This is a genomic window from Bradyrhizobium sp. 170 (genome assembly GCF_023101085.1).
Taxonomy (GTDB): Bacteria; Pseudomonadota; Alphaproteobacteria; order Rhizobiales; family Xanthobacteraceae; genus Bradyrhizobium.
Genome location: NZ_CP064703.1, coordinates 5,199,433 through 5,224,307, shown reverse-complemented (window position 1 = coordinate 5,224,307; position 24,875 = coordinate 5,199,433). Strand labels below are relative to the sequence as shown.

The following is a 24,875-nucleotide window of genomic DNA, read 5'->3' as shown; positions in this document are numbered from 1 at the left end:
ACCGGCCGCGTTAGTGTGACGTTACGGCGCCACCCACGCCGGCTTCGGAACGATCGCTTTACGCGCACCTTCATTGCCAGCCGGAGCGATGCCGTAGAACTCGCCATCCTGCCATTGACCGACCCACCAGTAGCGGGTCGGCATGTTGTTCTCGAGCTTGACCTTGCCGATCACGGTATCGAACGAGCCGGTCTGCAGGTCCTTGATGACAGCGGCACGATCGATCTTGCCGACGCGTTCGATCGCCTGCTGCAGCATCTGCAGGCTGGCGTAGGTGACTGCGCTCGCCCAGCGGTCCGGCTCGGCGCCGTTGGCGGCGGAGGCCTTGTGGCGGGCGAGATAGTCCTTGATCGCCGGGCTGTCGCCGCTCCAGCCGCCGATGCCCATCACGCCTTCGGTGTTCTTGCCGAACTTCCCGCGATAGAGCGGGAAGGCGGTGCCGACGCCGGTGTAGAACACCTTCGGATTGAAGCCGGCGATGCGCGATTGCTCGGTCAGCGCCAGCGTATCCGGCGGATAGCTGAAGGCGATGAAGACATCCGGATTGAGCGCCTTCACCTCGTTGATGATGGGCGCGAGATCCTGGGTGCCGATCGGATAGCTCTTGTCGTAGGCCAGCTTGAATTTCGCGTTGGTGATCGCCGGCCGCGCCGCGCTCGACAGGTCGATGCCGAAGCCGTCGGCAATGCTGACCATCGCAACCGTGTCGCCGATCTTCTTTTCATCACGCAGCTTGGACAGCAGTTCGACCAGCGTCTTGGCGGCATCGGCGCTGGTGCCGAGCATCCAGAAACTGTTGGGCCAGCGCTTGGCGAGTTCCGGCGCACGGTCGGTCACGGCGGTGGCGGCCAGGTGCGGATAGCCTTCGCGGTTGAGCGTCGGGCCAACCGCCAGATTGAGGCCGGTGCCCCATGGCGGCAGGATGAAATCGACCTTGTCCTGATTGATCAGCCGCTCCAGCGCGCGCACGGCTTCTTCGGCGTTGGAGCGGTCGTCATACTGCACGACCTCGATCGGGACGCGCTTGTCGCCGAGCTTGATGCCACCGGCGGCATTCACTTCCTTCACCCACAATTCGTAGTTGGGGATCGTGGTGACGGCGGCGCCGCCGGTGTTCGGGCCGGTGCGCGAAATGGCGTAGCCGATCTTGATCGAGGTTTGAGCTTGCGCGACGGCGGCCAGGCCGAGCGTGGCGGCGCAGGTGGCGGCCACAAGCAGTGCCGTGCGTCGCGTCAGGAATGTCGTCATGTTGTCCTCCCCGGGGTGCATCTGCCGGCGCCATTGAACTGGCGCTCATGATCGCCCTGACGTTAGGGGAGGTCCCGGGATGCTTGGAATTGGACGAAGCCGGGGAAAGATTGTACTTTTCTGGCAATTCGGCCTGTTCACAGGCGGCGGATTGTCTCAGGAGACGGGGTATGTCGGCATCGCCAGGGCTGAACGGATTGTCGGTCGGCACCGCGCTGGCGGTGCGTGCGGAGGTGTTTTCGGCATCGCTGGCGGCGCGATCGTGGGTGATCCGTCAGAAGTCCGGGCGCCGGGCGCATCTGTTGTTGCTGCAATCGGACCGCGGTCATGCGTCATGGCACGGGACCGGCGTTGCGCTTGAAGCGCCGGCGCTGCTTTGGCTGCCGGGGAGCATCGATGCGACGGTGGAAGTGGGGCCGGGCGCGCACGGCTTCCTGTTGTCGGTAGATGATGATTTCCTGATCAAGATCGTCGCCGGCAATGCCGAGGCGCTGCATCTGCGCAGGACCACCGAGCGCGTTGCGCTGATCGCCGGCGAAGTGCTTCCGCCAACTCTCGACACCATCGCTGAATCATGCCGCGCCATCGTGGCGGAGCTGCGCACGCCGGGCTATGGCGGTGCGACGCTGATCTCCTCGCATTTGCTGTTGCTGTGCTTGCAGCTCTGGCGGCTCAGCGCTTCGCACGACGAGCGTCACGAGGTGGCGGCACGCGGCGGTCCGGCGCTGGTCGGCAATTTCCTGCAAATGGTCGAGCTGCATTATCGCGACGGCTGGCCGGTGGCACGCTATGCGGACGCGCTTGGCGTTACCTCCGACAAGCTGCACGCCCATTGCCAGCGCGAGAACAACTGCGGCCCGCGCGCGATCATCCACGAGCGGCTGGTTCGCGAAGCCTGCACGCGGCTGCAGCAGCTCGACCTGCCTGTCGAGCAGATCGGATACGGTCTGGGTTTCCGCGATCCAGCCTATTTCAATCGATTCTTCCGAAAGTATCGCGGGGCGTCGCCGGGCAACTATCGCCGGCAGATCAGGCTGGAGCACGCGCGCAGCGGGCCGTCGTATGCGGCGTGGCCGTGAACTAAGGGTGCAGAATATACGGCCTCACGCTATCCGTTCTCAGTCTGAGACACGCGATCTCCTTGTCGGAAAGGGGGCGCAAGGCGGTCCTCTTGTCTTCCCGAACGATACCCGGATAGCGCAGGATAGCCTCTTCCGCGTCACCTACCTCACGCGTTCCAACCGCAAAGAATCTGGGATCAGCTTCCCGTTCCGCCAAGCGTAGCTCGACGAGCCAACCACATTGCGCAAGTCCCGTTACGCCCGATTCATCTCCGCACGACTGCTCTCCCAGGCTGACTTGGCTGGCTATCGGATATGAGTTTTCGAGGCTCGGTATCGGCACCGGTACGGACTAGCGACGTCCTGATCGCTTGAGTTCGGCGACCTGAAGCTTCTCCCCGGAAAGCTTGCCCGCGGCGTGCAGGCTGCTGCAATACCACCAGACCTCATATTGTCTCCAGGCCAAAAACATTCCGGTCTCCCTGCACTCCTGGTAGGTTTTGTAGTTGCGTCCGTTTCTGCACGTTGTCGATAAAGTAAAATCCCCGGACGACGTGGAGCATCCGTTCCACGGTTGATTGCCGTATTTGAAGCTTGTTTGGCAACCGTCGGTGCAATTGCTGGAGGTCTTCTCAAGCGCGGCAATCCTCGCCATCACTGAACCGGGCGCCGGCTTTTGAGCGGTTGTCGGTGGGGTTTGAGGGGCTGGCGAGGTCGGGCGAGCTGCAATCGTGTTTGCCACCGGCGGCGCCTGCCTCTGTGGTCTTGCCACCGGCCTTGCCACCTGCTTCGGCGCCTGGACCGTGATGCTGGGAAGCTGGTTGGTGGGGCCTGTTGCGGTTTGCGAGGCTGCCGTGCCGCTCAGCAATGCGGTTGACAGAACAGCGACAGCTGAGGGCGCGACAAGGCTCGATGACATTCTCATAACTCGTTCTCCCAAATCCGGAAATAAATGCCGTCCCCGGTGCGGACACCGTGTCTTCCAACCAGCATTTCCGAAGACAAATGACAGACGGGGTTCAGCTGTCCGCTATTGAGCCTCGATACGCATGCGCTACCTGTTTCGATTCTCTGCGGTGACCCGAAATTTCCCCCCAGCCAGCATGCCGGTGCAATACCACCAGACTCGTTGTCGGTCCCAGCCCAGGAACATTTTGGTTTCTACGCATTGCACGTAGTCCCTGTGAGTGAGTGTGTCTTTGCAGGTTGCTGAGAAAACTGAGAAGTATCCCGCCGATTCGCTGCATCCAACCCAAGGGTCCTTGCCGCGTTTGAAGCTTGATTCGCAACCATCGTTGCAACTGCTGGCCTCTCTCTCGAGCCGGCCAAGCTTCGCCATGACAGGCCCCCGCGCAACCGACGGCGTCGCTCCCGCTGTTTGAGCCGTCGTCCGGGTGGCCAGCCCTCTCCGGAGACCTGCACCGGTGTTTGCCGCCCGCTCCTGCCTCTGTGGCGGCCTCGCCCTTTGCTCAGGCGCCGTGACCGTGACGCTGGGAAGAGTGGAGCTTGGCGTGGTTTGCGAGGCTGCCGTGCCGCTTAGGCCGCACAATAACGAAGTTGACAGGATCGCGACAGCTGAGGGCGCGACAAGGCTTGATGACATTCTCATGACTCGTTCTCCCAAATCCGGAAATAAACGCCGTCCCCGGCCTCTCCTGGCAGCGCGAGCATGTCCTTGTCCGGGTCGACCGACATCGCAAGCATGATTGGAAGTGTCCGATGTATCCTGCGAATTTCCGCCTGTGCCGGTTTTGAAATTTTCTATGTCGGGCCGGCAGGACGATACATTACGTTACAAAATGGGATGTCACTTGCCGCGGCGGTTGGATACTCTGGCGTGTATGGAGAAGCCGGACCATATTCTCGTCGTCGACGATGACCTGGGTTTGCGCGAACTGCTGGACCGATACTTTGTCGGCAACGGCTATCGGGTCACGACGGTGGCCAACGGCCGGCAGATGCGCGAGGTTCTCGCCAACCACCGGATCGATCTGATCGTACTCGACCTCATGCTGCCGGGGGACGACGGCCTTACGCTCTGCCGCAACTTGCGCGCGAATCAACCCTATGACATTCCGATCCTGATGCTGACGGCGCGGGGCGATGAAGCAGACCGCATCGTCGGCCTGGAGATGGGGGCGGACGACTACCTCACGAAGCCGTTTGCCCCGCGCGAGCTGCTCGCACGAATCCGCTCGGTGTTGCGCAGGGCTGAGATGCTGCCCCGCAACCTTGCGGCATCGGAGAAAGCCCGGCTCTTTCGGTTTGGCGAATGGAAGCTCGACACGGCCGGGCGTTGCCTGGTCGACGCCCACGAGACCGTGGTCTCGTTGAGCGGCGCCGAGTATCGACTGTTGCGCGTGTTTCTCGATCACCCCCAACATGTCCTCAATCGCGACCAACTGCTCGACCTGACGCAAGGCCGCGAGGCCGAAGTGTTCGACCGGTCGATAGACCTTCTTGTCAGCCGCCTTCGCCAGCGATTGCGCGAAGACGCCCGGGAGCCGTCCTACATCAAGACGGTGCGCAGCGAAGGCTACGTCTTTACAGCCGCCGTCGAGGCATTGCAGGGGCCGACATGAGCGCTCGTTTTCGGCCCATGGCGGCGCGTCTTTGGCCGGACTCCCTGTTCGGTCGGCTGGCGATCATCCTGTTTTCCGGCCTTGTGGCGGCTCATGTGCTGGCCTTCGTTTTGATTGCCCTCGACCGCATCGCTATCGAAGACGAGCTGGGGAGTAAATATGCTGCCGTGGACATCGCGGAAGCGGTCGCTTTCCTCGACTACCTCAAGCCTGAAGAAAGACCCGCCTGGCTCGACCGCCTCTCTCGACGCCATTGGCGATACATTCTCAGCGGCGAGGGAGAGCTAGAAGCGGAGACACCCAAACGACGGCAAGCGAACATCGCGCGTTTGCGGGCCGCGCTGGGGCCCGACCACGACGCGAATTTTGTCCACTTTGATCCACCGCAGCGACTGCGACGGGGCATACGCATGCACCTGAAGGACGGTAGCCCCGTGACGATCGCGGTCTTTCCGCCGAAGGAAATCATTTCGCCGTGGTTGCCGGCGGCGCTCGCCGTTCAACTCTGTATCATCGCATTCTTCGTCTGGGTTGCCGTAAAGCTCGCGACGCAACCGCTGGCGCGCCTCGAGCGCGCGGCCAACGGCCTGGGCTCGGATTTGCGCGGCGAGCCGCTCCCGGAGGATGGTCCGAAGGAAGTGGCGCGCGCCGCTGCCGCGCTCAACGCCATGCAGCGACGCATTGCCGAGCAGGTCGCGGAACGAATCCAGATTCTGGCGGCGATCTCGCACGATCTTCAGACCCCGATCACGCGGATGCGGCTGCGCGCTGATTTCCTGGGCGACAGCGACGCCAGGGAAAAGCTGCAGGGCGACCTGCAGGAAATGCAGACGCTCGTCAAGCAGGGGCTTGCCCTGGCGCGAGAGTACGACATTGTCCCGTCGGACACCACGCATGTCGCCGTCGAAGCATCGCGGGAGCCGTCATGAGCGCCCAGCTTCGACGTATGGCGGCGCGTCTTTGGCCGGACTCACTGTTCCGCCGGCTGGCGATCATCCTGTTCGCCGGTCTGCTGGCTGCGCATCTGCTGTCCTTTGGTCTGGTCGCCCTCAATGTATTCGGCCCCTCCAACGAGTTATCGGATGACTATTTCATGAGGGCCGTCGCGACGGAGGTCGCTATCCTCGACCGGGTCAAGCCCGAAGAAAGACCCGCATGGCTGGAGCGCCTCGCTCGACCTACATATCGGTACGTTCTCAAAGGCGGCGGCGAGGTATATGCGCCGCTCAGACGTCGAGGGGAACTGTTTTTGGCGGGCCTCAGGGCCGAGCTTGGGGCCGACCACGACGTGAACTATGTCTACTTCGATCCGCCGACGCGATCGAAACGAGGCATGCTCATTCACCTCAAGGACGGCAGTCCGTTGACGATGGAATACCTCGCGCAGAGGAGGGTCATGTCGCTCTGGCTACCCGCGGCGCTCGCGGTTCAACTCTGTTTTCTCGCCTTCTTCACCTGGATTGCCGTGAAGCTCGCGACGCGACCGTTGGCGCGCCTCGAGCGCGCGGCCAACAGCCTGGGTTCGGATCTGCGGCGTGAGCCGCTCCCGGAGGATGGTCCGAAGGAAGTGGCGCGCGCCGCGACCGCGTTCAACGCCATGCAGCGGCGCATTGCCGAGCAGGCTGTGGAACGGATCCAGATTCTGGCGGGAATCTCGCGCCGCCTTCAGACTCCGATCACGCGCATGCGGCTGCGCGCTGATTTCCTTGGTGACAGCGACGCCAGGGAAAAGCTGCAGGGCGACCTGCAGGAAATGCAGACGCTCGTCAAGCAGGGTCTTGCCCTGGCCCGCGGACGCGACGAGATCGCCAAGCAGCGGTGCCAGACCGACCTGCATGCGCTTATCGACAGCATCGTCTGCGACTATTCCGACGCCGGAGAATCCCTTCGATTTTCCGGAGAACGCGGGGTGACGATTCTCACGCACCCGCAGGCCTTGCGCCGCATCATGATCAACCTGATCGATAACGGGCTGAAATTCGGCGAAGATGTCGCAGTCGCCGTCGATGTGCAACGGTCGAACCGCATCACGATCACCGTATCGGACCGCGGACCCGGTATTCCCGAGGAGCATCTGAAGTCGGTATTCCTGCCGTTCTATCGGGTGGAAGCTTCGCGCAATCGCGAAACCGGCGGCACCGGGCTTGGCCTTGCCATCGCCCAGCAACTTGTCAGCGCGCTTCGCGGCACACTCACGCTCGCCAATCGCGACGGCGGCGGATTGGAAGCGCGTCTCGAATTTTCGAGCTGACAACACGATGACGTTGACTCAGCGCACATCGCGCAAGCTGCGGTCAACGGCTGCCTCCTGGTCGAGAGCGGACGCGAGCGCTTGACCCGGTTGGGTTTCTTAGGGACGAAAACCAAGTTGACGAAGTATCCCGATAGCAGTCAGCGCCCGCAACGGTCGGCTCCAACTGCGTGGCCCGCAAGGTGCCTGAACGAGAGCAGGGTTGAGATCGGTTTCTGCCGCGGTGGCTGAGCAGTTCGTGACTGGGTCACGCGGCGGCGAAAAGTGCCGCGAATTCAAGCCCGTCTCTACTGTGCATGGGGTTGTTTTCGATATTTTGTGTTCGGACATGCAAAAGCCCTCTCCCGGCGACGGGAGAGGGCTTCGTGACGTCATCCGGGATCGCAACCCTCAGGTCCTCTTGAGCATCGGGCAGACGCTCTTTCGCGAATATTCCGCTGCGCGGCGAATTCGCGAAAAGGAGGCTCAGCAATGTGAGGAAACGCGCGTCAGCGCCAGTAATAGCGGATGCCGACATAGACCACGGCGAGGCAGGCAAAGATCAGCGCGACCGGCAACCGTGGTTTGGCCACCGGGCCGGATGCGGCGGGCTTGGGCCGCGGGGGCGGCCGTCGGAACGCGGTGACGGTGCCGGTATCGGCGACCGGCTCGCTGGCGCGCGTGGGAATTTCGGGGGGCGTTCCGGAGCCGCCCATCTCGGCATAATAGCTCTTGTACATGAGCTGGATGGTGGCCTCGGAGGCGTCCGCCTCGGTCATCCTCGCCAGTAACTGCCTATAGCCTTCCAGAAAGCTCTGCGCCTCGGCGGGCAGGGCGGAGAAGCCGTTGAGCTTGGCCAGCATTTTCCAGGTTGCAAAATCTGCCCTCGCACGGGTATCGGCGCGGCGTGCAATCAACATATCGGCAGCTTTTGTCGCCATGGCCCGAGCTGATTCTTCCCTGTCCTCTGTTTTCTATCTGAAGTTTAAGCGTTGCCGGTGATGAAGAGAAGCGCGCTGATCACATATCCGGTCAGTGTCCGAAGTATCGCCGAAATAACATCAAGATTTAGGCCGAGCTGCGCGCCGATGACGGGCAGCAGGATCAAAAGGCCGAGCAGGATCAGCATCCCGTAGGGTTCCAGCCGCGACAGCGGGTAAGCCAGCACCTGCGGCAGCAGCCCAACGGCGACCCGGCCGCCGTCCAGCGGCGGGATCGGCATCATGTTGAAGATCGCCAGCACGATATTGATCAGGAAAGCATTTTTGAGGTTGTCCGCCGTCCATTTGGCGGCGTCCGCCGGCACCAAAGGCAGGGCATGGAAGGCAAACGCCACGATCGTCGCCAGGATGATGTTGGTGACGGGGCCGGCCAGCGCCACCCAGACCATGTCGAGCCGCGGGTTGTTCAGGTTCCGGAAATTCACCGGGACCGGCTTGGCGTAGCCGAACAGGAACGGGGAGTGCGCCAGCAGCAGCACGCCCGGCAGAATCACGGTCCCGAACGGATCGATATGCTTGAAAGGGTTGAAGCTGACCCGGCCAAGCTGCCAGGCGGTATTGTCGCCGAGCTTGTATGCCACAAATGCGTGCGCGGCCTCATGGAAGGTGATGGCGATGAGGAGGGGGAGAATCCAGATCGAGATGCCGTAGAGTGAGATGTTCAATCGATCTGCCCCGGTTTGCCCGGCATCGTAGCCCGGATGGAGCGAAGCGCAATCCGGGATCGATCCATCCGCATGTGAAATAATCCCGGATTACGCTGGCGCTCCATCCGGGCTACGGAACCGTCTCCTGATATTGCGGTAAACCGTCGTCGAGCCGCACCCAGGCCATCTTTTCCGAGACCCAGATGTGCCCGGTCGGTGCAAAGGCGTTGCGGTCGTCGAAGACGGCCAGCGCAACGCCGACCACGGTACCGTTGGTCCGCCGGGAAAATAGGCGCGTCCCGCAAACCTTGCAGAACACCCGGTCGAGCGCCTCCGATGACGGGTAGCGCGCGGTGTCGCCCTCGACCGAAAGCGCCCGTTGGTCGAACAGCGCGCGGGCAAAGAACGGCGAGCCCATCGCCTTCTGGCAGTTGCGGCAGTGGCAGACGCGGACGTTGAGCGGCTCGCCCTCGGCCTTGAACCGGACCGTGCCACACAGGCATCCACCTTCTCTGGTCATTGTGTCTCCGCGGCTGCATTCGCCGTTCTGGCGGTTGGTATCCTGGTGATACTCGTTACGCCTCGGCAATGGCCTCTATTTCCAATAGCCAGGCTTCGTCGAAAATGCCTGCAATGATAACTGTAAGCGCGGGGGCGTGATCACCCAAAGCCTCGTGTCGCGCTTGACGGTTTTCGAGCGCGTATTTTCTGTCAGACAGGAAGATCGTAACCTTCACAAGATTGCCGATCGTCATGTCTGCGGCTTCGAGCTGCGCAAGGACGTTGGCCCATACAAGCTTCGCTTGTTCAGCAAAGCTGTGCGGCACCGCGCCGCCGCGAGCCATGGGAATCTGACCGCTGATGTAAAGCCGCCGGATGCTGTTCGTTGCTTCCAGGGCTTGGGAATAACCGCCGACCGCCTCAGGGGCCGACTTGGCGTTTATCGATCGAAGTTTCAATGGCATCGTTTTTTGTCCAGCAGTTTGCTCGGGCGATCCAACCGACGGGCCGTAAGAAGGCAGCCGCCGTTGTCGTATGGGTCTCGCCTCGGCGCCAACAGTCTATCGGCTAATAAGTCGCCCGGCCGCCGGAAATGTCGAACACCGCGCCGGTCGAGAACGCGCAGTCTTCCGACGCCAGCCACGCCACCATCGCCGCGAGTTCTTCCACCAGCACAAATCGTCCCTTCGGAATCTTCGACAGCATGAAGTCGATGTGCTGCTGCGTGAGCTGGTCGAAGATCGCGGTTTTCGCCGCCGCTGGCGTCACCGCGTTGACGAGGATGTCGTGTTGCGCGAGCTCCTTGCCGAGCGACTTGGTCAGTGCGATCAGGCCGGCTTTCGAGGCGGAATAATGCGCGGCGTTGGGGTTGCCTTCCTTGCCGGCGATCGAGGCGATGTTGACGATGCGGCCGTATTTCTGCGCCAGCATCGCCGGCACCACCGCCTTGCAGCAGATGAAGGGGCCGTCGAGATTGATGCGCAGCACCTTGCGCCATTCCTCGAGGTCGGTCTCCCACACCGTCTTGTTGATGCCGGCGATGCCGGCATTGTTGACGAGGATGTCGATCTTGCCGAGCGCCTTCAGCGTCTCGTCACGCGTCTTCTCGACCGCGGCGAGATCGGAAACGTCGACCTTGAAGGCCGACACGGCAGGGCCGATTTCCCTGGCGGTCTTTTCCGCAAACGGCAGGTCGTGATCCCAGATCGCGACCTTGGCGCCGGAGGCTGCGAAGCGCTCGGCGATGGCGCGCCCAAAACCCTGCGCCCCGCCGGTGACCACGGCGCAACGGCCGTTCAGATCGATCTTGTTCATGAGATTTCTCCTGCGTTACAGCGTCCAGCCACCGTCGATGACATGCGCGACACCCGTGGTGAACGCGCTTTCGTCGCTGGCGAGATAGACGGCGAGCGAAGCGATCTCCTCGGCGGTGCCGAGCCGTCCCATCGGCTGCCGTGAGATGAACATCTCGCGTCCGTTGGGGCCGGCGGCGGCGGCGCGATCGAGCATCGAAGGGGTTTCGATGGTGCCGGGGCAGATGCAGTTGCATCGTACGCCCTTGCTGACGAAATCGACGGCGACCGAGCGCGTCAGCGCGGCGACGGCGGCCTTGGTCGCGCCGTAGACGTAGCGGTTGGGTGCTGCCTTGAACACGCCGGCGGCGGAAGAGATGTTGACGATCGCGCCGCGGCCATTTTCCAGCATGCCCGGCAGGAATGCGCGGATCGTGCGGTGCATCGACTTGACGTTGAGGTCGAACGAAAAATCCCAGTCTTCGTCGGAGCAATCCAGCACGGTACCGTGATGCACGAAGCCGGCGGCATTGAGCAGGATGTCGGTGTTGCCGGCGCGCTTGGCCATGGCGGCAACCGCTGCGCTGTCGCGCGCATCGAGCCTGGCCACTTCCGCGATTCCTTCGCTCTTGAGCGCGGCGAGCTTGGCCTCGTCGATGTCGGTGGCGAACACGGTCGCCCCTTCGCGCGCAAAAGCCACTGCACAGGCGCGGCCGATGCCCACGGCGGCGGCGGTGACGAATGCGCGCTTGCCCTTCAGACGGTCTGACATTTTTTTCTTCTCCTTATCCTTTCGTCATTGCCTGCGACAAACGCGACGCGTTTGCACAAGGGAGCGAAGCGACGAAGCAATCCATTCTCGCCTTGCGGCACGATGGATTGCTTCCGCCTTCGCTCGTTGAGCTACGGCGGACAAGTCGCTGCGCTCGCAATGACGGCAATGGTCAATGATTATCCCGCGCCACGCCGACCGTGCCCGCAATATTTTGATAGCGCGTGGCGAGCTCCATGCAGGCGCCGGTGGCCTGCTGGCCGACGGTCGAACGATAGAGCTCCTGCCACGGTGTCTGGTTGGCCGGGTAGGGGAAGCCGCCCTTGTCCTTCAGCTCGGCGCGACGCTTCTTCAACTCATCGCTCGTGATCAGGATGTTGGCGTCGCCCTTGTTGAGGTCGATGCGAACCTTGTCGCCGGTCCTTAAGATCGCAAGCCCACCGTCGGCGGCGGCTTCCGGCGAGGCGTTGAGGATCGACGGTGAGCCTGAGGTACCGGACTGCCTTCCGTCCCCGATGCAGGGCAGCGACAGGATGCCGCGTTTGATCAGCGCCGCCGGCGGCTGCATGTTCACCACCTCGGCGCCGCCGGGATAGCCGATCGGCCCGGCGCCGCGGATGAACAGCACGCAGTGCTCGTCAATATTGAGCGCGGGATCGTCGATCCGGTCATGATAATCCTCAGGCCCTTCGAACACGATGGCGCGGCCTTCGAACGCGTTCGGGTCCTTGGGATTGATCAAATAGCGGTCGCGGAATTCCTTCGAGATCACGCTGGTCTTCATGATCGCGGAATCGAACAGGTTGCCGCGCAGCACCAGGAAGCCGGCGTCCTTCACCAGCGGCTTGTCGTAGCTCCAGATCACGTCGCCGTCGGGCTTGGGTGCCTCGCGGCAGTTCTCGCCCATGGTGCGGCCGTTGACCGTCACGGCGTCCTCATGGATGCGCTTGTGCGCCATCAATTCGCGTACCACCGCCGGCACGCCGCCGGCGCGATGATATTCCTCGCCGAGATAAAAACCGGCCGGCTGCATGTTCACCAGCAGCGGAATGTCGTGGCCGTGCTTCTGCCAGTCGTCGATCGAGAGCTCGACGCCGACATGCCGGGCCAGCGCGTTGATATGGATCGGCGCGTTGGTCGATCCGCCGATCGCCGAATTCACCACGATGCAGTTCTCGAACGCCTTGCGGGTCAGGACGTCGGAAGGCTTGAGGTCCTCCCAGACCATCTCGACGATCCGCTTTCCCGTCTCGTAGGCGATCTGGCCGCGCTCGCGATAGGGCGCGGGAATCGCCGCGCAGCCCGGCAGCGACATGCCGAGCGCTTCCGCAAGCGAGTTCATGGTCGAGGCGGTGCCCATCGTGTTGCAGTGGCCGACCGACGGGGCCGAAGAGGCCACGATTTCGATAAACTCGTTGTAGTCGATCTCGCCGGCGGCAAGCCGTTCGCGTTGCTTCCAGACGACGGTGCCTGAACCGGTGCGCTCGCCGTTGAACCAGCCGTTCAGCATCGGGCCGCCCGAGAGCACGATCGCGGGCAGATTGACGGTCGCCGCCGCCATCAGGCAGGCCGGCGTGGTCTTGTCGCAGCCGGTGGTCAGCACCACGCCATCAAGCGGATAGCCGAACAGGATTTCGACCAGGCCAAGATAGGCGAGGTTGCGGTCGAGCGCCGCGGTCGGCCGCTTTCCGGTTTCCTGGATCGGATGCGTCGGAAATTCCATCGCGATGCCGCCGGCCGCGCGGATGCCTTCGCGCACCCGGTGCGCCAGTTCGAGATGGTGGCGGTTGCACGGGGAGAGGTCGTTGCCGGTCTGCGCGATACCGATGATCGGCTTGCCGGATTGCAATTCCTCGCGGGTCAGGCCGTAATTGAGATAGCGCTCGAGATAGAGCGCGGTCATTCCCGGGTTATGCGGGTTGTTGAACCACTCGAGGGAACGTAGTTTCCGGCCCTTGCCGTTGGTGGCAGTTTTGTTGTCGTTCTTTTTCATTGGTTCCTCCCGCACTGCAAACTCGTGGACGGCTTAAGTCACGGCAGCGACCATGCCAAGAATTTCATCCGCTGCAACGCGCTTGCCTTCTCCCGTCCGAGCAATCCGATCTTAGTTCGACCCAAAAGGTAGCGCTACCATTTTCTGTCCACGCGCAATCCAAGCCGCAGACGGCGATCAAGTGCTTTGCGGCGTCGAGCTCTCGCGGACCATCAACTGAAAACCAAGGTTGAGAACCGGCTCCCGCGGGCGACGGCCCTCGATCGCGTCGATCACCATCGTCACGGCGTGCCGGCCCATTTCGTAGCGATTGGTGCGCACGCTGGTGAGTGAGGGGACCGCGGAAGCCATGAACTCCAGGTCGTTGAAGCCGACAATGGCCAGGTCACTGGGAACCGATATCTGGCGGCGCTGGCATTCAAACAGAACGCCGAGAGCAAGGTCATCGTTGACGCAGAAGACCGCGTCGATGTCGGGCGCTTGGGCGAGAAGATCGGCGAACAGTGTGCCGCCAAGCGTGACGGTGGTTGGTACGGAGGTGGTGACAACGAGGTTCGGATCGAACAGGGAGACCGCTTTCATGGCATCACGATACCCTTCGAGCCGCCGCTGGACGCGAGGATCCATGCGTGCACCGAGAAATCCGATACGCCGGCACCCTTGCTCGAGAATGTGGGAGATGGCCGCAAAACTCGCATCGTAGTGCGAGAAACCGACCATCATGTCGACCGGACTGTCGCCGATCTCCATGATCTGCGTGACCGGACAATTCATGGACTCCAGAATCGCGCGCGATTCCGCGGTCTGGTTGATGCCGGTCACGATCAGTCCCGCCGGCTTCTGCGCCCGGAACAAACGCAGGAGCTTCTCTTCCTGCAATATACTGTAGCGGGTGTTGGCAAGCTGAATACTATAGCGGCTGCCTTCGGAAGAATCGTAGACACCGCGCAATACATCTGCGAACACGTTGTTGGTGAGGGAAGGGATCACGACGCCGATGACTTCGGTACGGTGCGAGGCCAACGCGCGCGCCGCGAGATTGGGTACATAACCCAGTTCCTTCACGGCGCTATCGACGCGTTCCCGCTTGCTCAACGACAGCGCTTCGGGGTTCCTGAAAAAACGCGATGCCGTGATTGGGCTGACGCCAGCGAGCTTGGCGACCTCGGTGAGGCGGATTTTGCCAGACTTTGTCTGTTTTCGTCCCATCTTGCGCTCATATCACAACAGATTAGACGTTTGAACAATTATTGACAGCGCTACCATCGGATTGCTAAAAACCGCCAAACTGCGGATGATGATGACGGTTGAATTCGGCTTCCGGCATTAAAGTCGAAAAAGACAGCAGAGCGCCGCCGCCCACCCGTGGCGCGCCACAAAACAGAAAATGAGGGGAGAGAGTTCGATGTCGTCGGTACAGATTCGCGACGTGCGGAAGTCGTTCGGCAATTTTGAAGTTTTGCACGGCGTGTCGATTCCGATCGAGGATGGCGAGTTCGTCGTGCTGGTCGGCCCATCCGGCTGCGGCAAGTCGACCTTGTTGCGGATGCTCGCGGGCCTCGAAAACATCACCTCGGGAACCATTTCGATCGGCGATCGCGTCGTCAACAATGTCCAGCCGAAAGAGCGCGACATTGCGATGGTGTTCCAGAACTACGCGCTCTATCCGCACATGACCGTCGCCGACAACATGGGCTTCTCGCTCAAGCTGCGCGGCGCGAGTGCCGATGAAATCTCGAACGGCGTCAAGCGCGCCGCGGAAATCCTGGCCCTGACGCCGCTGCTCGAGCGCTATCCCCGGCAATTGTCGGGCGGCCAGCGCCAGCGCGTCGCGATGGGCCGCGCCATCGTGCGCGATCCGCAGGTGTTCCTGTTCGATGAACCCTTGTCCAACCTCGACGCCAAGCTGCGCGTCGCGATGCGCACCGAAATCAAGGAGCTGCACCAGCGGCTGAAGACCACGACGGTCTACGTCACCCACGACCAGATCGAAGCCATGACCATGGCCGACAAGATCGTCGTAATGCATGACGGCGTCGTCGAGCAGATGGGCACCCCGCTCGAGCTCTACGACACCCCGGCCAACCAGTTCGTGGCGGGCTTCATCGGCTCGCCGGCGATGAACTTCCTCAAGGGCCAGGTGAAGTCGAACGGCAGCGCGGGCTTTGAGGGACCGAATGGCGTCAAGCTGCCGCTGGCGTCGGCGCCGGCCAATTCGGAAGGGCGGCCCGCAGTTTATGGCGTCCGTCCCGAACATTTCACCATCGCCGATGACGGCGCCGAAGCCGAGATCGTCGTGGTCGAGCCGACTGGCTCGGAAACCCAAGTGTTCGCCAAGCTCGGCGGCGAGCAGGTCGTCGCCGTATTCCGCGAACGTCACCAATTCAACCCGGGCGACAAGGTCCGGCTGAAGCCAGACCCGGCGCTCGTGCATCTGTTCGACGAGCAGACCGGGAAACGACTGAACGCCTAAAAAATAAAGTCAAAATTATAAATCAACGGGAGGATGGACTATGCAGGATTTTACTCGCCGCACTCTGCTTCAGGGCGGCACCGCGCTCGCTGCGGCCGGCGCACTGACCGGGCCGGCGCTTCTTGATTTCGCCAAGGCCTGGGCGCAAGCCGCGCCGTGGAAGCCGGAGAAGGGTGCCAAGCTCACGGTGATGCGCTGGAAGCGCTTTGTGCCGTCGGAGGACGACGCGTTCAATGCGATGGTCGCGGCATTCAAGGCGGCGACCGGCGTCGAGATGAACGTATTCAGCGAGGGCTTCGAGGACGTGCAGCCAAAGGCTTCCGTCTCCGCGAACACTGGCTCGGGCCTCGATCTAGTCTGGGGCCTGCATACGACGCCGCAGTTGTTCCCGACCAAAGCGCTGAAGATGAACGACGTCGCCGATTATCTCGGCAAGAAGTATGGCGGATGGACCGACGCTGCCGCAAAGACCTGCAAGCAGGGCGACGACTGGCTCGCCATTCCCGTCGCGACGGGTGGCGGTTACATGACCTACCGCAAGTCGGCAACGGACAAGGCAGGCTTCAGCGAATTCCCCAAAGACCTCCCGGGCTTCCTTGAGATGTGCAAGGCCCTCAAGAAGAACAACACGCCAGCCGGCTTCGCGCTCGGGCATGCGTCGGGCGACGCCAATGCATGGCTGCACTGGATGCTGTGGGCGCACGGCGCCTACACCGTCGACAAGAACGACAAGGTCATTATCAACTCGCCGGAAACCGTGAAGGCGCTCGAATACTGCAAGGCGCTTTCCGACACCTTCATTCCCGGTGTCGCTTCATGGAACGACGGCTCCAACAACAAGGCGTTCCTGGCGGGCGAGCTCTATTGCACCTCCAACGGCATTTCGATCTACGTCGCCGCCAAGGACGACCCGACCAAGAAGGAAATCACCGAGGATACCTATCATGCGCTGTGGCCGATCGGTCCGGTCGGAAAGCCGACCGAACTGCAGCTCTGCTTCCCGATTATGGCGTTCAATTTCACCAAATATCCGAACGCTGCAAAGGCCTTCGTCGCCTTCATGCTGGAGAAGGAAAACTTCGATAAGTGGCTGACCGGGTCGCGCGGTTATCTGACCCACACGCTCAATGCCTATGACAACTCGCCGGTCTGGACCGCGGACCCGAAGAACCAGGTGTTCAGCCAGGCCAGCAAGCGCTCGCTTCCCGCCTCCGGCATCGGCACGGTGGGCGAGAAGGCGGCGACCGTGATCGCCGACTTCCTGGTGGTCGATATGTTTGCCAACTACTGCACCGGCCGCGAAGACATCAAAGGCACGATCGCGGTGACGGAACGGCAGTTGAAGCGCATCTATCGCTAACGACACTGAAGCGAGCCGCGAGCGATTGCGGCTCGCTTCAACAAGAAAAATGCGGACGACGGTAATGCCGTCGATGACATCGCGGGATTTCGCCAATGGCTGACATCGCACTGCAACCCCGGACGGCCAAGCGGCAGATTCGCGAGGCCACCGCGTGGGATCAGCTCAGGACCAACCGCAACTGGCTCGGTTTCTGGTTTATGATGCCGGCGATGGCGTTCCTGATATTCTTCTTGGCCTATCCGTTGGGCCTCGGCGTCTGGATCTCCTTCACCGACGCCAAGATCGGCCGGCCCGGCGAATTCATCGGCGTCGAGAATTATGAGTGGTTGTGGGGCGACACCATCTTCTGGCTGTCGGTATTCAACACACTCCTGTACACATTCATCGCAAGCGCGATCAAATTCGGGATCGGGCTTTATCTGGCGCTGCTGCTGAACGAGAACATGCCGTTCAAGGCGATGCTGCGCGCGCTGGTGCTGATCCCCTTCATCGTGCCGACCGTGCTGTCGGCGCTGGCGTTCTGGTGGATTTTCGATTCGCAATTCTCGATCATCTCGTGGTCGCTGAAGCAGATGGGCGTGATCACCGAGAACATCAACTTTCTCGGCGATGTCACCTGGGCACGGATATGCGTGATCTTCGCCAATATCTGGCGCGGTGTTCCCTTTGTCGCGATCACGCTGCTCGCCGGCCTGCAGACGGTGCAACCCTCGCTCTACGAGGCGGCAACGCTCGATGGCGCCAGCAAATGGGAGATGTTCCGCTTCATCACCTATCCGCTGCTGACCCCGATCATCGCCGTGGTGATGACGTTCTCCGTGCTCTTCACCTTCACCGACTTCCAGCTGATCTGGGCGATGACGCGGGGTGGTCCGGTCAACGCAACGCACCTGATGGCGACGTTGTCGTATCAGCGCGCCATTATCGCCGGCCAGCTCGGCGAGGGCGCTGCGATCTCGAGCGCGATGATCCCGTTCCTGCTCGCCGCGATCATGGTTTCCTGGTTCGGGCTGCAGCGTCGCAAGTGGCAGCAGGGTGAAAACAATGACTGATCTTCCCACCTCGCGGATTGATCTCAAGGCCGTACTGCATGGCTCGGCGCCGACCGTTGCGAAGGACGATCACAGCGAGGGCATGAGCTATCTGCAGTCGGTGCCGCGACGGATGGTGACGCTCTATATGCCGCTGGCGATCATCGTGTTCGTGCTGCTGTTTCCGTTTTACTGGATGGGGCTGACGGCGATCAAACCGGACGAGCAACTGCTCGACCTCGACAAGTACAACCCGTTCTGGACCTGGAATCCGACCCTCAAGCACTTTTACAAGCTCCTGTTCGAAAGCCACTATCCGATGTGGCTCTGGAACACGATGTATGTCGCGGTCTGCGCCACCATCCTGTCAATCATCGCCAGCGTACTGGCGGCCTACGCGATCGTACGGCTGCGCTATCGCGGCGCGCAATGGGTCGGCGGGCTGATCTTTCTGTCATACTTGGTGCCGCCCTCGATCCTGTTCATCCCGCTTGCGACCGTCGTGTTCCAGTACGGTCTGTTCGACTCGCCGATGGCGTTGATCCTGACCTATCCGACCATCCTGATCCCGTTCTCGACCTGGCTGCTGATGGGTTATTTCAAGACCATCCCGTTCGAGCTGGAAGAATGCGCGCTGATCGATGGCGCCAGCCGCTGGCAGATCCTGGTCAAGATCGTGCTGCCGCTGGCGATCCCCGGGCTGATTTCGGCGTTCATCTTCTGCTTCACGCTGTGCTGGAACGAGTTCATCTATGCGCTCACGTTCCTGCAATCGACCTCCAACAAGACGGTGCCGGTCGCGATCGTCAACGAATTCGTCGATGGCGATGTCTATCGCTGGGGTTCGCTGATGGCCGGAGCACTGGCGGGCTCGCTGCCGCTGGTCATCCTTTACGCCTTCTTCGTCGAGCATTATGTGTCGGCCATGACGGGAGCCGTGAAAGAGTGAGCGCTTGAGGCCCGTGTCGGACATTATTTCTTGACGCGTTTTCTTCACGCGAACCGGTTCCCACTTCGCTTGAAAACGCTATAGAAGAATTCAAAAAGGAGACGGGTCTTGCACATTCTGATTTTGGGCGCCGCCGGCATGGTCGGCCGCAAGCTGACCGAACGGCTGCTGCGCGAAGGCCGCCTCGGCAAGCACGACATCACCCGCATGACGTTGCAGGACGTGGTGACGCCAGCCAAGCCCGCCAACGCGTCGATTCCGATCGAGGTCGTGGCCTCTGATTTCGCTGACGCCGGGGCGGCGGCGCCGCTGATCGCCAATCGGCCGGACGTGATCTTTCATCTCGCCGCGATCGTCTCCGGCGAGGCCGAGGCCGAATTCGACAAGGGTTATCGGATCAATCTCGACGGCACGCGATTTCTGATCGATGCCATCCGCCACGCCGGCGGCGGCTACAAGCCTCGGCTGGTGTTCACGTCCTCGATCGCGGTGTTCGGCGCGCCGTTCCCGGAAAAGATCGGCGACGAATTCTTCCACACGCCGCTGACGAGCTACGGCACGCAGAAGTCGATCTGCGAACTCCTGATCAACGACTACACTCGCAAGGGCATGCTCGACGGCATCTCGATCCGCCTGCCGACGATCTGCGTGCGGCCGGGCAAGCCGAACAAGGCCGCTTCCGGCTTCTTCTCCAACATCATCCGCGAGCCGCTGGCGGGCGAGGAGGCGGTGCTGCCGGTCTCCGAAGACGTGCGGCACTGGCACGCCTCGCCGAAATCGGCGGTGGGTTTTCTGATCCACGCCGGCACCATGGACCTCAACGCGATGGGGCCGCGGCGTAACCTGAGCATGCCCGGCATGTCGGTGACCGTCGGCGAACAGATCGCAGCCCTCGATCGCGTCGCCGGCAAGAACGTCACCGCGCGCATCAAGCGGGTGCCCGATCCGACCATCATTGGCATCGTCTCTGGCTGGCCGCGCGACTTCGTCGCCGACCGCGCGCTCAAGCTCGGCTTCACCACCGCCGAGAAGACGTTTGACGATATCATCCGAATTCACATCGAGGGTGAGCTGGGCGGCAAGTTCGCAGGCTAACGTGACTTCACGTTTCTTCACGCGAATGCGGTCATGAGCAAGGTAGCCTGCATCGGCGAATGCATGGTCGAGCTGAAGCAGGCTGACAGTGGCCTGTTTTCGCGCGGCTATGGCGGCGACACGCTCAATACCGCCGTCTATCTCGCCCGGCTCGGCGTCGGCGCCGACTATGTCACCGCGCTCGGCGACGACAGCCTCAGCGACGAAATGATCGCCGGCTGGGCGGCGGAGGGGATCGGGACCAGGCGGGTGATGCGGCTGCCGGGCAAGCTGCCGGGCCTCTACATGATCCAGACCGACGACAAAGGCGAACGCCGATTCTTTCACTGGCGCGATAGCGCAGCGGCCCGCAGCCTGATGGATTTGCCGCAGACGCCGGAGATCCTGAATTCGCTCGCTGGCTATGATTTGATCTATCTCTCGGCGATCACGCTCTCGCTTTATGGTGGAGAGGGCCGGGCGCGGCTGTTTGCGGCGCTCAAGGGCGCGCGTGAAAGTGGGGCACGTTTTGCCTTCGATACCAATTTCCGTGCGCGCGGCTGGCCCGATCTCGACGTCGCACGCGCCGTTTTCCAGGAGGCCTTTGCCGCAGCCGATATCGTGCTGGCGTCCAGCGAGGACTTGCTGCCGCTCTATCCCGGCGAAAGCAATGAAGCCTTGCTGGCGCGGATTCCGGGTGCCGAGGTGGTGCTGAAGCTTTCGGAACCGGCGAGCATTCTTCGCCTTCAGGGCACGCTTCATCCGGTCAAGGCCGAGCCGTTGAAGGCGCCCGTTGTCGATACCACGGCGGCCGGCGACAGTTTTGCTGCCGCCTATGTTGCCGCGCGCCTCCTTGGCGCGGAGCCGATCGAAGCCGCGCGGGCGGGGCACCGCCTCGCCGGGGTTGTGGTATGCCATCCCGGTGCGATCATCCCGCGCGCGGCGATGCCGCCCGGACTCATTCCCGCTATCTCTCGCAAGGCATCTCCATGACCGCAGCCACAAGGCAGGAAAAACTCGCCGCCATCTTCAAATCCGCCACGGTGATCCCCGTGCTCACCATCGAACGGCTTGAGGACGCGGTGCCGCTGGCGCGCGCGCTGGTTGCAGGCGGGGTGCGCGTGCTGGAGGTTACCCTGCGAACGCCGGTCGCCGCAGACGCAGCCAAGGCCATGATCGCGGAGGTGCCGGAAGCCGTCGTCGGTATCGGCACGATCCTGAACGGCGACGATCTGGCGCGAGCCTGCGCGCTCGGAGCCAGATTCGGCATCAGCCCGGGGGCGACGCCGGAACTATTGAAAGCCGCCGCCGCGAGCGACCTGCCGTTTGCGCCGGGGATCGCGACAGCTTCGGAGCTGATGCAGGCGCTGGCGGCCGGCTTCGATCTCGTGAAATTCTTTCCCGCCGAGCAGGCCGGCGGTATCAAGGCACTTCGGGCGCTGGCCGGGCCGTTTCCGAATATCTGGGTTTGCCCGACCGGCGGCATCGGCGAGGCCAATGCGGCGAGCTGGCTGGCCGAGCCGAATGTGGTGGCGGTGGGCGGTTCCTGGCTCTGTCCGGCCGCCGATATCAGGTCCGGCAACTGGGCTGGCATAACCGCCATGTGCGCACGGGCCCTGAAATCGCTGAAACCGGCGTGAAGTCTTTTTCCCGATAGGCTACAAAGGCTTCAGAACCGAAACAGGGAGAACGACCATGACAGCCAGCATCGTCGGATGGGCGCACACGCCATTCGGCAAGTTCGACGCGGAAACCGTCGAGAGCCTCGTGGTCAAGGTTGCGACCGATGCGCTGGCCGACGCCGGCATATCAGCCGAAGACGTTGACGAGATCGTACTCGGGCATTTCAATGCCGGCTTCTCGCCGCAGGATTTCACGGCCTCGCTGGTGCTGCAGGCCGACCCGAAATTGCGCTTCAAGCCGACGACGCGCGTCGAGAACGCCTGCGCCACCGGTTCGGCAGCGGTGCATCAGGGCATCCGGGCGATTGCTGCGGGCGCGGCCAAAATCGTGCTGGTGGTCGGCGTCGAGCAGATGACGCGGACGCCCTCGGCCGATATCGGGCGTTATCTCCTGAAGGCGTCCTATCTGCCTGAGGACGGCGACACCGTCGGCGGCTTTGCCGGAGTGTTCGGCAAGATCGCGCAAAGCTATTTCCAGAAATATGGCGACCAGTCGGACGCGCTGGCGATGATCGCGGCCAAGAACCACAAGAACGGCGTCGCCAACCCCTATGCGCAGATGCGCAAGGACTTTGGCTACGAGTTCTGCCGCGCCGAGAGCGAGAAGAACCCGTTTGTCGCCGGCCCCCTGAAGCGTACGGACTGTTCGCTGGTGTCGGATGGCGCGGCGGCGCTGGTGCTGACGGATTCGGAGACCGCGAAGACGATGGCCAAAGCCGTCAACTTCCGCGCCACCGCGCACGCGCAGGATTTCCTGCCGATGTCCAAGCGCGACATCCTGCAGTTCGAAGGCTGCACGGTTGCCTGGCAGCGCGCGCTGGCGCAGGCCGGCGTGCAGCTCTCCGATCTGTCGTTCGTGGAAACCCATGACTGTTTCACGGTTGCCGAACTGATCGAATATGAAGCGATGGGCCTGACGCCGCGCGGGCAGGGCGCCCGCGCGATTCTGGAAGGCTGGACCCAGAAGGACGGCAAGCTGCCGGTCAATCCGTCCGGCGGCCTCAAGGCCAAGGGCCACCCGATCGGCGCCACCGGCGTCTCCATGCACGTGATGAGCGCGATGCAGCTCGTCGGCCAGGCGCCCGAGGGCATGCAACTCAAGAACCCCAAGCTCGCAGGCATCTTTAACATGGGCGGCGCGGCGGTGGCGAACTACGTCTCCGTGCTGGAGCCTGCGAAGTAGCCAGAAACGTGCTACCGTAGGGTGGGCAAAGGCGCGCTAGCGCCGTGCCCACGCGTTAAGTGCCGTCGGATGAGGCTGGTGGGCAGGCTTCGCTTTGCCCACCCTACAATTTCCGGAGCGTGCATCATGAGCAACGAAAGTTCGTTGTCATCGGCAGAACTGAACAGCCGGATCAGGATTCTGGAAGACAATATCCGGCAGTTGATCGAACAGGCTGCCGCCGCCTCCGGAGAACGGAACGAAGCGCGCATCGCCGACCGCCTCAGCCAGCAGAATGAAGAGCTGGAGCGCCTGACCCGGGAACGCGACGCCAGGTCCAAGAAATAGCCGCTAACACCGCTCTATCGTCGTCCCTGCGAACGCAGGGACCCATAACCACAGGGTGTGGGTTAAGGCAGGCCGGGGCGAAGGCAACCAGAACTTCCCGTAACCACCGGCCGCACGGCGTATGGGTCCTGTGTTCGCAGGGACGACGTCGGTTATTGGTCTCCAGCGCATACGCCCATACGCCAGGCGCGCTTGATCTTGGTAATATCCTCCCGCTACTTGGCCGGAACGACAATCCGGGAGCGAATTGACCATGGGACCATTGGAAGGCATCAAGGTCATCGACATGACGACCGTGCTGATGGGGCCCTATGCGACCCAGATGCTCGGCGACTACGGCGCCGACGTCATCAAGGTGGAATCGCTCGACGGCGACGTGACGCGGCAGATCGGGCCGACCCGTCATCCCGGCATGGGGCCGGTGTTCCTCAACACCAACCGCAGCAAGCGCTCGATCTGTCTCGATTTGAAGAAGCCGGCCGGGCGCGACGCCGTGCTGCGGCTGATCAAATCCGCCGACGTGCTGGTCTACAATGTGCGCCCACAAGCGATGGCGCGGCTGAATCTCGGCTACGACGTGGTGTCGGAAATCAACCCGCGCCTGATCTACGCCGGTGTGTTTGGCTTCGGCCAGGACGGGCCCTATGCGGCAAAGCCCGCCTATGACGATCTGATCCAGGGCGCGACCGCACTGCCGGCGCTGATGGCGCAGACCGCCGACGGCGTGCCGCGCTATGTCCCGAATGCGCTGGTCGACCGTATCGTCGGGCTCACTGCGGTCGGCGCGATCTGCGCCAGCCTCGTCGATCGCAACCGCACCGGACGCGGCCAGCGCGTCGATATCCCGATGTTCGAGACCATGGCCGGTTTCGTGATGGGCGATCATATGGGCGGTCTCACCTATGAGCCGCCGCTCGACAAGGGCGGCTATGCGCGGCACCTGTCGCCGGACCGGCGGCCGTACAAGACTTCGGACGGCTATATCTGCGTGATCGTTTATAACGACAAGCAGTGGCAGAATTTCTTTGATGCCACCGGGCGCGACGACCTTCGCGTCCACCCGAAATTTGCGACCTTCGCCGGCCGCGCCGTCAATATCGATACAGTCTATGCCGAACTGGCGCGCATCCTCGAGACCAAAACCACCGCCGAGTGGACCGCTATCCTGGAAAAGGCCGACGTGCCGGTCATGCCGATGCACGACCTCGAAAGCTTGTTGCAGGATCCGCACATCGTCGCGACGGATTTCTTCCCGGTCGTCGATCATCCGACCGAGGGCCGCATCCGCAACATGAGGCCGTCGGCGCGATTTTCGGAAACGCCGGTGGAAACGAACCGGCTGGCCCCGCGCCTGAGCGAGCACGGCGCGGAAATCCTCCAGCAAGCAGGCTTTTCGGCGGATGAGATCGCAGCGCTGGTGCGCGATGGCGTCACCAAGACCGCTTCAAACACGTAAGGACGGATAG

General features: G+C 62.3%; 22 protein-coding genes and 1 pseudogene. 14 read left to right on the top strand and 9 right to left on the bottom strand.

Going from position 1 to position 24,875, the window contains the following annotated elements:
• Positions 1–21: 21 nt before the first annotated feature.
• A complete protein-coding gene (locus IVB05_RS24450; protein WP_247778458.1) occupies positions 22–1,248 on the bottom strand; it encodes an amino acid ABC transporter substrate-binding protein in 1,227 nt (408 codons plus the stop codon).
• A gap of 170 nt (positions 1,249–1,418) precedes the next feature.
• Here IVB05_RS24450 and IVB05_RS24445 point away from each other — a divergent pair, with 170 nt between their 5' ends.
• The 4 genes from IVB05_RS24445 to IVB05_RS24430 all read left to right on the top strand — a co-directional run bounded on the left by IVB05_RS24445 (position 1,419) and on the right by IVB05_RS24430 (position 7,142).
• Positions 1,419–2,327 carry a helix-turn-helix domain-containing protein gene (locus tag IVB05_RS24445; protein ID WP_247778457.1) on the top strand — a complete coding sequence of 303 codons (909 nt, stop codon included), beginning with the start codon at positions 1,419–1,421 and terminating at the stop codon, positions 2,325–2,327.
• Positions 2,328–4,150: 1,823 nt separating this feature from the next.
• Positions 4,151–4,891 (top strand): response regulator, encoded by a 741-nt coding sequence (locus IVB05_RS24440; RefSeq protein WP_247778456.1) that lies wholly within the window; start codon positions 4,151–4,153, stop codon positions 4,889–4,891.
• A 17-nt stretch (positions 4,892–4,908) separates the two neighbouring features.
• The gene (locus IVB05_RS24435; protein ID WP_247778455.1) at positions 4,909–5,820 is read left to right on the top strand and encodes a histidine kinase dimerization/phospho-acceptor domain-containing protein; all 912 of its coding nucleotides are present in this window, start codon (positions 4,909–4,911) and stop codon (positions 5,818–5,820) included.
• The gene (locus IVB05_RS24430; RefSeq protein WP_247778454.1) at positions 5,817–7,142 is read left to right on the top strand and encodes an ATP-binding protein; all 1,326 of its coding nucleotides are present in this window, start codon (positions 5,817–5,819) and stop codon (positions 7,140–7,142) included. Before IVB05_RS24435 ends, IVB05_RS24430 begins: the two co-directional genes overlap by 4 nt.
• Positions 7,143–7,630: 488 nt before the next feature.
• Here the strand turns inward: IVB05_RS24430 and IVB05_RS24425 are convergent, their stop codons facing one another.
• The 8 genes and pseudogenes from IVB05_RS24425 to IVB05_RS24390 all read right to left on the bottom strand — a co-directional run.
• Entirely contained in the window at positions 7,631–8,062 is a 432-nt protein-coding gene (locus IVB05_RS24425) for a hypothetical protein (RefSeq protein WP_247778453.1), read from the bottom strand.
• A gap of 44 nt (positions 8,063–8,106) precedes the next feature.
• Positions 8,107–8,787, bottom strand: a complete 681-nt coding sequence (locus IVB05_RS24420; protein WP_247778452.1) for a site-2 protease family protein — start codon at positions 8,785–8,787, stop codon at positions 8,107–8,109.
• Between the two features lie 112 nt (positions 8,788–8,899).
• Positions 8,900–9,289 carry a GFA family protein gene (locus tag IVB05_RS24415; RefSeq protein WP_247778451.1) on the bottom strand — a complete coding sequence of 130 codons (390 nt, stop codon included), beginning with the start codon at positions 9,287–9,289 and terminating at the stop codon, positions 8,900–8,902.
• Between the two features lie 55 nt (positions 9,290–9,344).
• Positions 9,345–9,728, bottom strand: coding sequence for a RidA family protein (locus tag IVB05_RS24410; protein WP_247786879.1), 384 nt, complete (start codon positions 9,726–9,728; stop codon positions 9,345–9,347).
• Positions 9,729–9,837: 109 nt separating this feature from the next.
• Positions 9,838–10,584, bottom strand: a complete 747-nt coding sequence (locus tag IVB05_RS24405) for an SDR family NAD(P)-dependent oxidoreductase (protein WP_247778450.1) — start codon at positions 10,582–10,584, stop codon at positions 9,838–9,840.
• A gap of 15 nt (positions 10,585–10,599) precedes the next feature.
• Positions 10,600–11,334, bottom strand: a complete 735-nt coding sequence (locus IVB05_RS24400; protein ID WP_247778449.1) for an SDR family oxidoreductase — start codon at positions 11,332–11,334, stop codon at positions 10,600–10,602.
• A gap of 172 nt (positions 11,335–11,506) precedes the next feature.
• The gene (locus IVB05_RS24395) at positions 11,507–13,327 is read right to left on the bottom strand and encodes an IlvD/Edd family dehydratase (protein ID WP_247778448.1); all 1,821 of its coding nucleotides are present in this window, start codon (positions 13,325–13,327) and stop codon (positions 11,507–11,509) included.
• A gap of 180 nt (positions 13,328–13,507) precedes the next feature.
• Positions 13,508–14,536, bottom strand: a pseudogene (locus tag IVB05_RS24390) (LacI family DNA-binding transcriptional regulator); the annotation flags it as partial.
• 196 nt (positions 14,537–14,732) lie between these two features.
• On the opposite strand from IVB05_RS24390, the gene ugpC reads away from it, so the two are divergent.
• The 10 genes from ugpC (at position 14,733) to IVB05_RS24340 (ending at position 24,865) form a co-directional block, all read left to right on the top strand.
• Positions 14,733–15,800, top strand: coding sequence for a sn-glycerol-3-phosphate ABC transporter ATP-binding protein UgpC (gene ugpC / locus IVB05_RS24385; protein ID WP_247778446.1), 1,068 nt, complete (start codon positions 14,733–14,735; stop codon positions 15,798–15,800).
• 40 nt (positions 15,801–15,840) lie between these two features.
• Positions 15,841–17,160, top strand: coding sequence for an ABC transporter substrate-binding protein (locus IVB05_RS24380; protein WP_247778445.1), 1,320 nt, complete (start codon positions 15,841–15,843; stop codon positions 17,158–17,160).
• Positions 17,161–17,255: 95 nt separating this feature from the next.
• Positions 17,256–18,215: a sugar ABC transporter permease gene (locus IVB05_RS24375; protein WP_247778444.1), complete on the top strand. Its 960-nt coding sequence runs from the start codon at positions 17,256–17,258 to the stop codon at positions 18,213–18,215.
• Positions 18,208–19,143 (top strand): carbohydrate ABC transporter permease, encoded by a 936-nt coding sequence (locus tag IVB05_RS24370; protein ID WP_247778443.1) that lies wholly within the window; start codon positions 18,208–18,210, stop codon positions 19,141–19,143. Before IVB05_RS24375 ends, IVB05_RS24370 begins: the two co-directional genes overlap by 8 nt.
• A 108-nt stretch (positions 19,144–19,251) precedes the next feature.
• Positions 19,252–20,238 (top strand): D-erythronate dehydrogenase, encoded by a 987-nt coding sequence (gene denD, locus IVB05_RS24365; RefSeq protein WP_247778442.1) that lies wholly within the window; start codon positions 19,252–19,254, stop codon positions 20,236–20,238.
• A 33-nt stretch (positions 20,239–20,271) separates the two neighbouring features.
• On the top strand, positions 20,272–21,210 hold the full coding sequence (locus tag IVB05_RS24360; protein ID WP_247778441.1) for a sugar kinase: 939 nt from the start codon (positions 20,272–20,274) through the stop codon (positions 21,208–21,210).
• On the top strand, positions 21,207–21,857 hold the full coding sequence (gene eda / locus IVB05_RS24355; RefSeq protein ID WP_247778440.1) for a bifunctional 4-hydroxy-2-oxoglutarate aldolase/2-dehydro-3-deoxy-phosphogluconate aldolase: 651 nt from the start codon (positions 21,207–21,209) through the stop codon (positions 21,855–21,857). Before IVB05_RS24360 ends, eda begins: the two co-directional genes overlap by 4 nt.
• A 55-nt stretch (positions 21,858–21,912) precedes the next feature.
• Positions 21,913–23,082, top strand: a complete 1,170-nt coding sequence (locus tag IVB05_RS24350; RefSeq protein WP_247778439.1) for an acetyl-CoA acetyltransferase — start codon at positions 21,913–21,915, stop codon at positions 23,080–23,082.
• A 126-nt stretch (positions 23,083–23,208) separates the two neighbouring features.
• A complete protein-coding gene (locus IVB05_RS24345; protein ID WP_247778438.1) occupies positions 23,209–23,409 on the top strand; it encodes a hypothetical protein in 201 nt (66 codons plus the stop codon).
• 253 nt (positions 23,410–23,662) lie between these two features.
• The gene (locus tag IVB05_RS24340) at positions 23,663–24,865 is read left to right on the top strand and encodes a CoA transferase (RefSeq protein ID WP_247778437.1); all 1,203 of its coding nucleotides are present in this window, start codon (positions 23,663–23,665) and stop codon (positions 24,863–24,865) included.
• Positions 24,866–24,875 lie beyond the last annotated feature (10 nt).